The sequence below is a fragment of the Streptomyces sp. SID14436 genome, from assembly GCF_010548465.1.
GTDB lineage: Bacteria > Actinomycetota > Actinomycetes > Streptomycetales > Streptomycetaceae > Streptomyces.
The window spans coordinates 22,444-35,233 of record NZ_JAAGMD010000390.1 but is presented as its reverse complement, the minus strand read 5'-3'; the positions used below and the strand labels follow the sequence as shown (position 1 = coordinate 35,233).

The 12,790-nt window shown below is 73.3% G+C and carries 12 protein-coding genes; 3 read left to right on the top strand and 9 right to left on the bottom strand.

Annotated elements, in window-relative coordinates; genetic code table 11:
- Window positions 1-1,065, bottom strand: a 1,065-nt coding sequence (locus G3I53_RS13710; RefSeq protein WP_164438381.1) for a serine hydrolase domain-containing protein, incomplete at its 3' end; no start/stop codon positions are given.
- 119 nt (window positions 1,066-1,184) lie between these two features.
- Between G3I53_RS13710 and G3I53_RS13705 the strand changes: the two genes are divergently transcribed.
- A complete protein-coding gene (locus G3I53_RS13705; RefSeq protein ID WP_164337893.1) occupies window positions 1,185-1,994 on the top strand; it encodes an EI24 domain-containing protein in 810 nt (269 codons plus the stop codon).
- A gap of 275 nt (window positions 1,995-2,269) precedes the next feature.
- Here G3I53_RS13705 and G3I53_RS13700 read toward each other — a convergent pair whose 3' ends face one another.
- The 3 genes from G3I53_RS13700 to G3I53_RS13690 all read right to left on the bottom strand — a co-directional run bounded on the left by G3I53_RS13700 (window position 2,270) and on the right by G3I53_RS13690 (window position 5,805).
- Window positions 2,270-3,589: a pyroglutamyl peptidase gene (locus G3I53_RS13700; protein ID WP_164438380.1), complete on the bottom strand. Its 1,320-nt coding sequence runs from the start codon at window positions 3,587-3,589 to the stop codon at window positions 2,270-2,272.
- Between the two features lie 316 nt (window positions 3,590-3,905).
- On the bottom strand, window positions 3,906-4,877 hold the full coding sequence (locus tag G3I53_RS13695; RefSeq protein ID WP_164338443.1) for an aldose epimerase family protein: 972 nt from the start codon (window positions 4,875-4,877) through the stop codon (window positions 3,906-3,908).
- 10 nt (window positions 4,878-4,887) lie between these two features.
- The gene (locus G3I53_RS13690; RefSeq protein WP_164438379.1) at window positions 4,888-5,805 is read right to left on the bottom strand and encodes an SGNH/GDSL hydrolase family protein; all 918 of its coding nucleotides are present in this window, start codon (window positions 5,803-5,805) and stop codon (window positions 4,888-4,890) included.
- A gap of 310 nt (window positions 5,806-6,115) precedes the next feature.
- Between G3I53_RS13690 and G3I53_RS13685 the strand changes: the two genes are divergently transcribed.
- Window positions 6,116-6,610, top strand: coding sequence for a DUF3145 domain-containing protein (locus G3I53_RS13685; RefSeq protein WP_164338948.1), 495 nt, complete (start codon window positions 6,116-6,118; stop codon window positions 6,608-6,610).
- Between the two features lie 438 nt (window positions 6,611-7,048).
- Here G3I53_RS13685 and fabF read toward each other — a convergent pair whose 3' ends face one another.
- From fabF to fasR, 5 genes are all read right to left on the bottom strand, one after another.
- Entirely contained in the window at window positions 7,049-8,320 is a 1,272-nt protein-coding gene (gene fabF / locus G3I53_RS13680) for a beta-ketoacyl-ACP synthase II (protein WP_164338949.1), read from the bottom strand.
- An 87-nt stretch (window positions 8,321-8,407) separates the two neighbouring features.
- Window positions 8,408-8,656: an acyl carrier protein gene (locus tag G3I53_RS13675; RefSeq protein ID WP_004988657.1), complete on the bottom strand. Its 249-nt coding sequence runs from the start codon at window positions 8,654-8,656 to the stop codon at window positions 8,408-8,410.
- Window positions 8,657-8,758: 102 nt separating this feature from the next.
- Window positions 8,759-9,790 (bottom strand): ketoacyl-ACP synthase III, encoded by a 1,032-nt coding sequence (locus G3I53_RS13670; RefSeq protein WP_164338950.1) that lies wholly within the window; start codon window positions 9,788-9,790, stop codon window positions 8,759-8,761.
- Window positions 9,791-9,809: 19 nt separating this feature from the next.
- A complete protein-coding gene (locus G3I53_RS13665) occupies window positions 9,810-10,733 on the bottom strand; it encodes an ACP S-malonyltransferase (RefSeq protein ID WP_164338951.1) in 924 nt (307 codons plus the stop codon).
- Window positions 10,734-10,822: 89 nt separating this feature from the next.
- Window positions 10,823-12,028, bottom strand: a complete 1,206-nt coding sequence (fasR, locus tag G3I53_RS13660) for a fatty acid biosynthesis transcriptional regulator FasR (protein WP_164338952.1) — start codon at window positions 12,026-12,028, stop codon at window positions 10,823-10,825.
- A gap of 88 nt (window positions 12,029-12,116) precedes the next feature.
- Between fasR and G3I53_RS13655 the strand changes: the two genes are divergently transcribed.
- On the top strand, window positions 12,117-12,776 hold the full coding sequence (locus G3I53_RS13655) for a pirin family protein (RefSeq protein WP_203592756.1): 660 nt from the start codon (window positions 12,117-12,119) through the stop codon (window positions 12,774-12,776).
- Window positions 12,777-12,790 lie beyond the last annotated feature (14 nt).

Here is a 12,790-nt window from a genome sequence, read left to right as displayed (position 1 = left end):
CCGGGTGCAGCCGTAGGCCAGGCCGCTGCGCGGGTCGGCGAGGCCCAGGGCGCCCGCCACCCCGCCGTGCCCGAAGGCACCCGCGCCCAGGAAGCGGTACCGGACGTCCGCGACGGCCTCGAACCCGAGCCCGTACGCCGCGTGGCCGCCGGTCACCGGGTCGAGGCCGGCCGCGTGCAGCTGACCGACCTCCGCGATCGTGTCCGCCTTCAGCAGCGGCTCGTGCTCCCCCGTCCCGCTGATCGCCGCCGCGTACAGCCCGGCCAGGCCGCGGGCCGAGGCGATACCGCCCGCCGACGCCGGGCCGGCGGCGCGGACCAGCCGCTCGTTGGGCAGCAGCGCCGGATCGACCGCCCCGTCGGCGTGGCGGTTGAGGGCGATCGACTCCAGGGTGTGCGGCCCGGTGGCCAGCGCGTCCAGCCGCACCTGCTGCGCGGGGGTCGGCGCCATGGGCTGCGTCGCACGGAACCGGGGCTCCTGTGCCGCCGGCAGACCCAGGTGGAGGTCCAGCCCGTACGGCATCCGGACCCGGTCCTCGTACACCTCCTGGAGCCGGTGCCCGGTGGCGCGGCGGACCACCTCGCCGACCAGCGCCCCGATGACGAGGGGATGGGAGCCGCAGGCCGCGCCGGGCCGCCAGAACGGCCGCTGGTCGGCGAGCCGTTCAGCCAGCGCGCGGTCGTCGGCCAGCTCCGCGAGGGTGAAGCCGGTGTCCGTGCCGACCACGCCCGCGCGGTGGGCGACCAGGTCGCGCAGCGTCAGCCCGCCCTTGCCCTCGGCGGCGAACTCCGGCCAGTAGTAGGTGACCTTGCGGTCCAGCTCCAGGGTGCCGTCCTGCACGAGGACCGCCACCACCAGGAACACGGCGCCCTGGGTGGCCTCGTGGACCCCGTAGAGGGTGTGCGGGCCGATGCCCCCGGTCCACAGGTCGACGACCCTGCGGCCGTGCACATGGACGCACAACTGACTCTCGTGGTCCGGCCGTTCCCCGGCCGCGAACGCCGCGAACTCCTCCCGGACCGCCTCGAAACCGTCGGCCACGGTGCCATGGATCTCCTGGATCATGCGCCCTCCTCAACAGAACGGCCGCCGATGGGCTCCCCCTGGAAGCGGTACGGCGGGGCGGGCCCGTTCGACTCAACGGCGCCCCGCGGCCGCGCGCACGGGCCGGATACAGTGCCCCCATGCGCGATCTCGGGGTGGGTTTCGGATATCTGCTGAGGGGCCAGCGATGGGTGGCCCGGCACGGCAAACAGTACGGTTTCGGGCTGCTGCCGGGGCTCATCACCCTGGTGCTGTACGCGGCGGCGCTCGTCGCGCTCGCGCTTTGGGGCCAGGACGCCGTCGGCTGGGCGACGCCCTTCGCCGACGACTGGTCGAGCCCCTGGCAGGGCCTGTTCCGCGGCTTCCTCACCGCCGTGCTGTTCGCCCTCGCCCTGCTGCTGTCCGTCCTCACCTTCACCGCGATGACCCTGCTCGTCGGGCAGCCCTTCTACGAGAGCCTCTCCGAGAAGGTGGACCGCGACGTGTCGCCCGACGGCACCGCCCCCGAGTCGGACCTGCCGCTGATGCGGGAGCTGTGGATCTCCGCCCGCGACAGCCTGCGGATCATCGCGCGGGCCCTGCTGTGGGCGGTGCTGCTGTTCGCGCTCGGTTTCATCCCGGTCGTCGGCCAGACCGTCGTCCCCGTCGTCGGGTTCTTCGTCACCGGCTTCTTCCTCACCGAGGAGCTCACCGCGGTCGCGCTCCAGCGGCGCGGTGTGGAACTGCGGGACCGGCTCGCCCTCCTGCGGACCCGCAAACGGCTCGTCTGGGGCTTCGGGACACCGCTGGGGCTGGCCTTCCTGGTGCCCTTCGTGGCGGTGTTCCTCATGCCGGGCGCGGTCGCCGGGGCCACCCTCATGGCACGCGAGCTGAGCGGCGAGGAGATCGACGAGGAGGGCACCGGCCGCACCGAGCCGGCCCCGAGCGCGGACGGCGACCTCACGTCCTGAGCCCGGGCGGCCCCGGGCGGCGGTCTTACGTCGTAAACCCGAGCCTGGACGGCGGTCTTACGTCCTGAGCCCGCGCCCTGGACGGAGCCCCCGTCACGTCTTGAGCCCGCGCCCTGGACGGCGGCCTTACGTCCTGAGCCCGCGCCCGGACGGCCCCCCCTCACGTCCTGAGCCCGCGCCCGGACAGCCCCCTCACGTCCTGAACCCGCGCCCCACCGCGCCGGCCGCCCGCCGGGAACCCTCCAGGCGGGCGGCCGGCGGGCGGCCGGCGCGTCTCAGCCGCGGGTGTCCGCCCCGCCCCGCGGGCCACCGGAACGCTCCGACGCGCCCAAAGCCACCGCCACGAGCGACCGCACCTGCGCCACGATGTCCAGCCGGTTCCGCACGAACCCCGGGTCGGTGACCGCCCCCGTCGCCGGATCGGTGTTCCCCGCCCCGAACTCCAGCACCGGCGTGTGCAGATGCCCGCCCGGCAGAGTGCCGTGCAGCCCGAGGCGATCCCGCAGCAGCGTCGCCCGGTAGGCGATCTCGTTCGACAGGTAGTCGCCGCCGCCCCCGGCTCGTGCCTTCGAGCCGGGCGTCGGCCCGTCCGGCCGCTCCACCGGCCGCGTGGCACCCGCCGGTATCTCGGTCACGCTCGTGTTGTCGTACACCGGCCACCGCCCGGTGTCCGCGGCCACGAGGTCCGCGTACGGCAGGGTCGTCGTCGTCCACTGTGGCTGCGTGGCCGGGTCGTCCACCGGGACGGTCTCCGTGCGCGAGACGTTGTCGTTGTCGGGGAAGCCGCCCCGCCAGGCCCCGTTGGTGCGCTCCACGTCGAACCGGCCCACGCGGCCCTGGCTGACGGTGGTGAACAGGTCGGTCCGCGGCAGGTGCGGCCGCAGCGCCCGCTCCACGGCGCCGTCCCCGAAGTCCCGCCAGCGCACCGGGAAGACGGCCGTCTCGATCCGCGCAGGACCGGCCGCCGTGTCGATCACCGTGCCGTCCAGGGCGAGCGCCGCCGCCCCGGACGGATTGGAGATCCGCACGTCCCGGTCCAGCGTGAACGGGTCGAACCCGGTGACCAGCACCCGCTTGAGGCCCTTGCCGTGCGGGTAGCGGATCGCGTCCTGGCCGCGCGAGGACCGCTCCAGCTCCCCGATCAGCCGGGCCCGCTCCTGCTCGCCGAGCGCGAACCGCGGCTTCCACGTGCGCAGTTGTCGGGTCATCCCGAGCCGCGCCCAGTACAGCGGCCGGTCGTCGTCGCGGCTCAGGTCGCCGCCCGCCGGGCCGCGGCCCTGCACCCGGTCCACCGCCCGGCGCCACAGCGCACCGCCGTGGCGCAGCACCGCCCTCCGGGCCTGCGGGACGGAGCGTGCCCGGTCGAGCGCCCGCGCGAAGTCCGGCGCCACGTCGTCGAATCCGGAGCGGCGCAGTATCTCCCGGGGCGCCGCCCGGTCCAGGCGCTGTTCCTCGACAGTGGGGGAGAGGGCGCCGCTCCCGGCGGCGGCCCGCCCAGCGGGCGCGGGAGCGGCGGGAGCGGCGGTGGCGGGGGTGGCGACAGCGGTCAGCAGCGCCAGTCCGAGCACACCGGCGCGCACAGGAAGCAGTCTCACGGGGGTGGGGGCCTTTCCGTCGTCGTGGGGTACGTACGTGATGCCGGAGGGGCGCAGTATCGCGTGACGGAAGTGGCCGACGCCATGGTGCCGGAGCGTGGCCGGTGCGGGCCGGTGCGGGCCGTGGCGGTCCCGGGGGCGGGGGGAAGCCGTTCGTTTGTGAAGGGTTCGTACGGGATCCCGGCCCCGAGCACTGATCGGGTAACCCGGGGTCACCTCGAGGATTAGCGTCTGATCCGGGTGGTAGCCATATGAGCAGCCCCGGTCCGGGACCCTGACCCCGGACCGGGGCTCAATGCTGTCCCGCCCGCCGCCGTCACCGCACGGAGAACGCGTACACCGTCTCCGAGCGGTACACCTCGCCCGGCCGCAGCACCGTGCTCGGGAAGTCCGGCCGGTTCGGGGAGTCGGGGAAGTGCTGCGTCTCCAGCGCGACGCCCTCACCGGGGGAGAAGGGACCGCCCAGGTGGTCCGCCGTGTACACCTGCATCCCCGGCTCGGTCGTCGACACCGTCAGCACCCGCCCCGAGGCCGGGTCGTACAGCTCGGCGACCTCCTCCGCCGCGGCCGTCACCCCCTTGTCGAGCACGAAGTTGTGGTCGTAGCCGGAACCGGCCGGCCGCGGCCGGCGGAAGTCGAAGCGGGTACCGGTGACGTCCCGCAGCTCACCGGTCGGGATCAGACCGTCGTCGACCGGGGTGAACCGGGAGGCGGCGAGCCGCAGTTCGTGCCCGCCGGCGCTTCCGGAGCCGGCCAGGTTCCAGTACGAGTGGCTGGTCAGGTTCACCACCGTCGGCGCGTCCGTGACCGCCTCGTAGCCGATGCGCAGCGCGCCCCGCTCGTCCAGCGTGTACGTCACCGCCGCCTCCAGCCGGCCGGGGAAGCCCTCCTCGCCGTCCGGGCTGACCCGGGTGAGGCGCAGCCCGTGCTCCACCGGCGTCACCTCCCACGTCCGCCGGTCGAAGCCGCCCTCGCCGCCGTGCAGCGCATGCGGTCCCTCGCTGGGGGTGAGCGTGTGCGTCCGCCCGTCCAGCTCGAAGCGGGCGCCGCCGATCCGGTTGGCGTACCGCCCGATCACCGCCCCGAGGAACAGACCCCGGTGCTCGAGATAGCCCTCCGGGCCGGGGAACCCCAGCACCACGCTGCCCGCCCGGCCCGCACGGTCCGGTACCTCGACGTCCTGCACGATGCCGCCGTAGGACAGGACCCGGACCCGGGTCCCGGCCCGCTCCAGGGTCCAGCGGTGGACGGGGGTGCCGTCGGGAAGTGTGCCGAAGAGTTCGTTCATGTGCGGAACATTAGGTGACGGGTTCCTTCGCCGTGACCGCGCGGTGGGCGATCTCCGCGAGCCTGGCCTGGCCGTCGACGCTCGGATGGAAGAAGTCCCAGCGGCTCAACTGCCGGGTGCCGAAGCGGTACTCGTACACCGCGCCGCCGTCGTCACGGCACCGGCGGTCCTCGGCGCACACCTCCGCCAGCACCCGGTTGTAGTCCTCCACCCGCTCCCGCACCGCCTCCCGGCGCTGGACCGCCGCCGCGTCGAGCGCGTCCGGATCGCCCAGCATCGACGGGCAGATGCCCAGCTTCCACACCTGCTTGCCCATCACGCTGGTCCGCCCCTGCGACCACAGCCGCTTCAGGTCCGGCACGCTCGCCACGTACACCTGCGTCTTCGGCAGCGCGGTGCGCAGGCGGCGCATCGCGTCCTCGAAGTCGGCGCGGAACTCCTCGACGGGGGTCATGGCGGCCGGGGTGGCCCGGCAGGCGTCGTTCGCCCCCACCATCACCGTCACCAGCTGCGGGGACCGCCGCACCGCCCGGTCGATCTGCCCGGGCAGGTCCGCCATCCGCGCGCCCGTCACCGCGTAGTTCCAGCTCCGCCCGGCGGCCCCCGCCCGGCCCAGCAGCCGCACGGCGAGACTGTCCACCCGCTCACTGTCCCCCGTCGCCCACGACACCTCCGGGCAGTCCGTCAGCACCCCGCAGGCGTCGAAACCGGTGGTGATGGAGTCACCGACGGCCGCCACGGACGCCGGGCTGGTGTCCCACAGGGGCGTGGGGCTCGGCGCCGGGCTCCCCCGCTGCGCCCCCGAGCCGGACGGTGCCGGGGCGTCACCCCCCACGGCGTCGCAGCCCGCCACGCCCAGCACGGCGGCCGCCACCGCGGCCAGGACGGCCCGCGCGCGCCCCCCGCGCCGTCGCCTGCCCTGCTCCATTCCGGCCGCCTCCCCGCGTGTCGCCGTGATCCGGTCGTGTCACCGCGCGGGCCTGCCGCGCCGCGGACGTGTGGTCCCCCCATCGTTCCCAACTCGCGGCAACGACACAGGGTTCCCACCCGGACGGAGGCAACGACACCCACCCGTACAGGCGTCCTGCCGGGTGAATGGCGGGTGTTTCCGGGCGGCCGGACCGACGGTACGTCACACTCCTTGCGCCGACGCACGGTAGCCTCGCCATCAACGTGGCCGCCCCGGTCACGGCCGTTCCGCCCGCCTACAAGATGTCCCGCTCTGTCCGGAGGTTCCGGTGACGACACGTGGAGTTCTGTACGTGCACTCCGCGCCGCGCGCGCTGTGCCCGCACGTCGAGTGGGCCGTCGCCGGGGTGCTCGGCACGCGCGTCAGCCTCGACTGGATCCGCCAGCCGGCCGCCCCCGGCACCTGGCGCTCGGAGTTCTCCTGGCAGGGCCAGGCCGCCACCGCCTCCAAGCTGGCCTCCGCGCTGCGCGGCTGGCAGATGCTGCGCTTCGAGGTCACCGCCGAGCCCAGCCCCGGCGCCGAGGGCGAGCGCTACAGCTGCACCCCCGACCTGGGCATTTTCCACGCGGTCACCGGCATCCACGGCGACATCCTCATCCCCGAGGACCGCCTGCGCGCCGCCCTCCTGCGCTCCACGACCGGCGAGACCGACCTCGAGGCCGAGATCGCCAAGCTCCTCGGCAAGCCCTGGGACGACGAACTCGAACCCTTCCGCCACGCCGGCGAAGGAGCCCCCGTCCGCTGGCTCCACCAGGTCGTCTGACCCACCCCCACAGCGCAGCCCCCCAGGGTCGCGCAGAACCGCCCACGGAGCAGCACCCCCCCGCACTGGACGGAAAACGTCAACCCTCCAGGGGCGCGGGGAACCGCGCACAAGGCATCAACCCCGGCACTGGACGGGAAACGTCAACCTCCCAGGGGCGCGGGGAACCGCGCACAGCTCAGCAACACCAGCACTGGACGGGTTACGTCACGCTCTCAGGGGCGCGGGGAACCGCGCACAGAGCGACAACCCCCCGCACTGGACGGAAAACGCCAGCCCCCAGGGGCGCGAGGAACCGCGCACAAGGCAACAACCCCCCGCACCCGACGGGAAACGTCAACCCCCCAGGGGTGCGAGGAACCGCGCACAGCTCAGCAACGACAGATGGGGCCCCGCCCCAAACCGGGAGCGAAACCCCACCCACCAAGCCGACGGCAGTCACACGGTGCGGAACGCCAACACCACGTTGTGCCCCCCGAACCCGAACGAATCGTTCAGCGCAGCGATCCGCCCGTCCACCGGCAGCTTCCGCGCCTCCCCCCGCACGACATCCGCGTTCGCGGCCGCCTCGGGGTCGAGGTTCTCCACGTTGATCGTCGGCGGAGCCACCCGGTGGTACAGCGCGAGCACCGTCGCCACCGACTCCACACCGCCCGCACCACCCAGCAGGTGCCCGGTCATCGACTTCGTCGCGGACACCGCCATGTGGTCCGCGTCGTCGCCGAACACCTTCCGCAGCGCCTTGAGCTCGGCGATGTCCCCGGCCGGCGTCGACGTCGCGTGCGCGTTGACGTGCACGATCTCCGCCGGGTCCAGGTCGGTGCGATCCAGCAGGCTCTGCAGGGCGTGCGAGATGCCCCGCCCCTCCGGCTCCGGCTGCACGATGTCGTGCGAGTCGGCGGAGATGCCCTGGCCGACGGCCTCCGCGTAGACGCGGGCGCCGCGCGCGGCGGCGTGCTCGGCCGACTCCAGGACGATGACGCCCGCGCCCTCACCGAGCACGAAGCCGTCCCGGGCGACGTCGTAGGGGCGCGAGGCGCCCTCGGGGTCGTCGTTGTTCTTGGACATCGCCATCATGTTGCCGAACGCGGCGATGGGCAGCGGGTGGATCGCCGCCTCCGTGCCGCCCGCGACGACGACGTCGGCACGGCCGGTGCGGATCATCTCGATGGCGTAGCCGATGGCCTCCGCACCCGACGCGCACGCCGAGACCGGCGTGTGCACGCCCGCACGGGCGCCCACGGCCAGGCCCACGTTCGCCGAGGGGCCGTTCGGCATCAGCATGGGGACGGTGTGCGGGGAGACGCGGCGGACGCCCTTCTCCTTCAGCACGTCGTACTGGTCCAGCAGGGTCGTCACGCCGCCGATGCCGGAGGCGATGACCGCGCCCAGCCGGTCCGGGTCGACCTTGGGGTCCTCACCGGCCGGCGCTTCGTAACCGGCGTCGGCCCACGCCTCCTTGGCCGCGACCAGCGCGAACTGCGCCGAGCGGTCCAGGCGGCGGGCCTGCGGCCGGGGGATGACCTCGGTGGGCTCCACGGCCACCGGGGCCGCGATACGGACCGCCTGCTCGGCGGCCCACTCCTGCTCCAGGGGCTTGACGCCGGAACGTCCGGCGACCAGGCCCTCCCAGGTCGAGGCTGCGTCGCCACCCAGCGGTGTGGTTGCGCCGATACCGGTGACGACCACGGTGCGATTGGTCGGGCTCATCGGAATTCTTTCTCCAACGGATCTACGAGGATTCGTACGGCGCCACCGCCGGGTGGCGGGGCCGGGGGCTCCCGGCCCAAGCAGGGCTCAGGCCTGGTGCTTGAGGATGTACTCGGTCGCGTCGCCGACCGTCTTGAGGTTCTTGACGTCGTCGTCGGGGATCTTGACGTCGAAACGCTCTTCGGCGGCGACGACGACCTCGACCATGGACAGCGAGTCGACGTCCAGGTCGTCGGTGAAGGACTTGTCCAGCTGGACGTCCTCAACCGGGATGCCGGCGATCTCGTTCACGATCTCCGCGAGACCGGCGACGATCTCTTCCTGAGTGGCGGCCATGATGGCGCTCCTTCGCAGTGATTCCAGAGGGTGTGGCGCCCGCCGCGTCAGCGGCAGGTGTTGCGGTTCCCGTACCGGACCGGGTGATCCGGCACGGAGTGCCTAGGGGAGGGTAACGACCGTAGCGGCGTACACGAGACCCGCCCCGAAGCCGATGACGAGCGCGGTGTCGCCGCTCTTCGCCTCTCCGGTCGCCAGGAGCCGCTCCATCGCGAGCGGGATCGAGGCGGCCGAGGTGTTGCCGGTGGTGCGGATGTCACGGGCGACCGTGACGTGCTCCGGCAGCTTCAGGGTCTTCACCATCGAGTCGATGATCCGCACGTTGGCCTGGTGCGGGATGAAGACGTCCAGTTCGTCCGGGCTGATGCCGGCCGCGTCCAGCGCCTGCTGCGCGACCTTCGCCATCTCGAACACGGCCCAGCGGAACACCGCCTGGCCCTCCTGGGTGATCGCCGGGAACTTGACGTTCCCCTCGCTGTCCAGGGGGAGTTCGGAGACGTCGCCGACCCTGTACCGGTCCCATGGGACGGTCTGCTTGATGGTCTCGGACTTGTCGCCCTCCGAACCCCACACCGTCGGGCCGATCGCCGGCTCCTGCGAGGGGCCGACCACCACGGCGCCCGCGCCGTCACCGAACAGGAAGGCCGTGGCCCGGTCCTCCAGGTCGGTCAGGTCGCTGAGCCGCTCCACGCCGATGACCAGCACGTACTCCGCGGATCCCTCGACGACCATGCCCTTGGCGAGGGTGAGTCCGTAGCCGAAGCCCGCGCAGCCCGCCGAGATGTCGAAGGCGGCGGCCTTGTCCGTGCCCAGCTTGTCCGCGATCTCGGTGGCGACTGCCGGGGTCTGGGCGAAGTGGGACACGGTGGAGACGACGACGGCGCCGATCTGGCCGGCGCTGATGCCGGCGTCGGCGATGGCCTTGCCGGACGCCTCGACCGACATCGCCGCGACAGTCTCCTCCGGCGACGCCCAGTGCCGGGTCTCGATGCCGGAGCGCGAACGGATCCACTCGTCGGAGGAGTCGATCGTCTCCAGGATCACCTCGTTGGGCACCACGCGCGTGGGCCGGTAGCCGCCCACGCCGAGGATGCGCGCGTACGGGGCGCCCTTGCCGGGCTTGATCTTCGCCATGCGGGGCTCCTTAGGGCGGTCAGGCGGCGTGCTCGGCGATGAGCTCGCGGGCCGCGTCGAGGTCGGCGGGGGTCTTCAGGGCCAGCGTCTTCACACCCGGCAGGGCGCGCTTGGCCAGCCCGGTCAGGGTGCCGCCGGGGCAGACCTCCAGCAGCGCGGTGACCCCGAGCTCCTTGAAGGTCTCCATGCACAGGTCCCAGCGGACCGGGTTCGCCACCTGCCCGACCAGGCGCTGGAGCACCTCGTCGCCGGTCGCGACCGCACGGCCGTCCTTGTTCGACACGTAGGTGACCTTCGGGTCGCCCGGCGTGAGGGCCTCGGCGGCCTTCGCCAGCGTGTCGACGGCAGGGCCCATGTGGTGGGTGTGGAACGCGCCGGCGACCTGGAGCATCACGACCCGGCGGACGCCCTCGGGCTTGTCCGCCTCCAGCGCGGCCAGCTGCTCCTTGGTGCCGGCCGCCACGATCTGGCCGGCGCCGTTGATGTTCGCCGGGGTCAGCCCCAGCTTCTCCAGGTGCGCCACGGTGGTGTCGGGGTCGCCGCCGAGCAGCGCCGCCATGCCCGTCTCGGTGATCGCGGCCGCGTCCGCCATGGCCAGGCCCCGCTTGCGGACCAGCGACAGCGCCGCGGTGTCGTCCAGCACGCCTGCGAAGGCGGCGGCGGTGATCTCACCGACGCTGTGACCGGCGACCGCTCCGGGCCGGACGTCCGACAGCTCGCCGAGCGCCGACGCGGACAGCAGCCCGGCCGCCACCAGCAGCGGCTGGGCGACGGCCGTGTCGCGGATCGCGTCGGCGTCGGCCTTCGTGCCGTAGTGGGCGAGGTCGAGTCCGATGGCGTCGGACCAGCCGGCGACGCGGTCCGCGGCACCGGGCAGGTCGAGCCATTCAGTCAGGAAGCCGGGCGTCTGAGCGCCCTGGCCGGGAGCGACGAGTACGAGCACTCTCACACTCTCTCTTGGGGACGGCCGGGGCCGCCCGTGAGGACAAGGACGAAGAACACGAGGGGCTTTTGTGGAGCCCCGACAAAAGACTATGACTGAAGATCGCCATCGGCCAGACGCCCCAGGATCAGGGCGATCCGCAGTGTGAACGCAGAGCGTACATCGGAGGGTGACCAACCGGTGACGTCCGTCACACGTCGGAGCCGGTACCGCACGGTGTTGGGGTGAACGAACAGCATCCGCGCGGCGCCCTCCAGACTGCTCGCCTGCTCCAGATAGACGCTCAGCGTCTCCAGCAGAGCGGCCCCGGCCTCCTCCAGCGGTCTGTAGATCTCCTCCACCAACTGCTCGCGGGCGGACGGGTCTCCGGCCATGGCGCGTTCCGGCAGCAGATCGTCGGCCAGCACCGGGCGCGGAGCGTCCTGCCAGGCGGCGCACGCCTTGAGTCCGGCCGCCGCGGCCTGCGCGGAGCGGGTGGCCGCCAGCAGGTCCGGCACCACCGGGCCCGCCACGACCGGACCGGCCGCGTACGGGCCGATCAGCGACTTCGCGACGGCGAGCGGATTGTCGCTGCCGCCCGCGATCACCACCAGCCGGTGACCGAGCACCCCGGTCAGCACCTGCAGCTTGGCGTGCCGGGCGGCCCGCCGGATCGCCTCCACCGTCAGCTCCGAGTCGCCGTCCGGCGCGGTCCCCAGCACCACGCACACGTGTTCCGGCGAGTTCCACCCCAGGGCGGCGGCCCGCGACACCGCCCCCTCGTCGGCCTCCCCGCTGAGCACGGCGTTCACCACCAGCGACTCCAGGCGCGCGTCCCAGGCACCCCGTGCCTCGGCGGCCTGCGCGTACACCTGGGCGGTCGCGAAGGCGATCTCCCGCGCGTAGACGAGGAGCGCCTCACGGAGGATCGACTCGTCGCCCGGGGCGGCCACCTCGTCGATGGCCGACTCCATGACCTCGATCGTGGTGCGCACCATCTCCACGGTCTGCCGCAGCGTGATCGCCCGGGTCAGCTCGCGCGGCGCCGTGCCGAAGACGTCGGTGGAGATGGCCTGCGGGGCGTCCGGACGCCGGAACCACTCGGTGAACGCGGCGATACCCGCCTGGGCGACCAGCCCGATCCAGGACCGGTTCTCCGGTGGCATCGCCCGGTACCAGGGCAGGGTCTCGTCCATGCGCGCGATGGCCTGCGCGGCGAGACTGCCGGAGGACTGCTCCAGCCGCTTCAGCGTCGCGGCATGCGGGTGGACGGGGCGCGCGGCGGCGTCGGGCTTACTGGTTTCGGGTTCGGGCACGGGGACAAGCCTGCCTCATCCGGGCACCGGGGTGGTCCGCCGGGTCCGCGGCGGGCCCCGGGCGCCCGGGACTACGGTGGACGGCGTGATGCACGTACGCCGCGCGGACGAGCGCTACCCGGGAGGCGACCCGGACGCCGGGATCACCACCCGGCACGCCTTCTCCTTCGGCCCCCACTACGACCCCGACAACCTCCGCTTCGGCTCGGTGATCGCCTGCAACGAGGAACACCTGGCCCCCGGCGCCGGCTTCGACGAACACCCGCACAGCCACACCGAGATCGTCACCTGGGTCGTGGAGGGCGAGCTGACCCACCGCGACTCCACGGGCCAGGAGACGGTGATCCGCCCCGGCGACGTCCAACGCCTGAGCGCCGCCTCCGGCGTCCGCCACGTCGAACGCAACGCCGGCCCGGCCCCCCTCGTCTTCCTCCAGATGTGGCTGGCCCCGCTCGAACCGGGCGGCGAACCCTTCTACGAGGTCGTCCGCGGCATAGCCGACTCCACCCCCTACGCCCTCCCCGAGGCCGCCGCCATGCTCCACGTCCGCCGCCTGACAGCGGGGGAGCGCACGGCGGTGCCGGACGCGGCGTACGTGTACGTGCATGTGGTGCGGGGCGAGGTGACCCTGGACGGGGAGCGCCTCGGCCCGGGCGACGCGGCGCGCCTCACCGGTAGCGAGGGGGTCGCTGCGGTGGCGGGGGATGCGCCGGCGGAACTGCTGCTGTGGGAGATGCGGGGCGGCTGACGGAAGCAACGGCC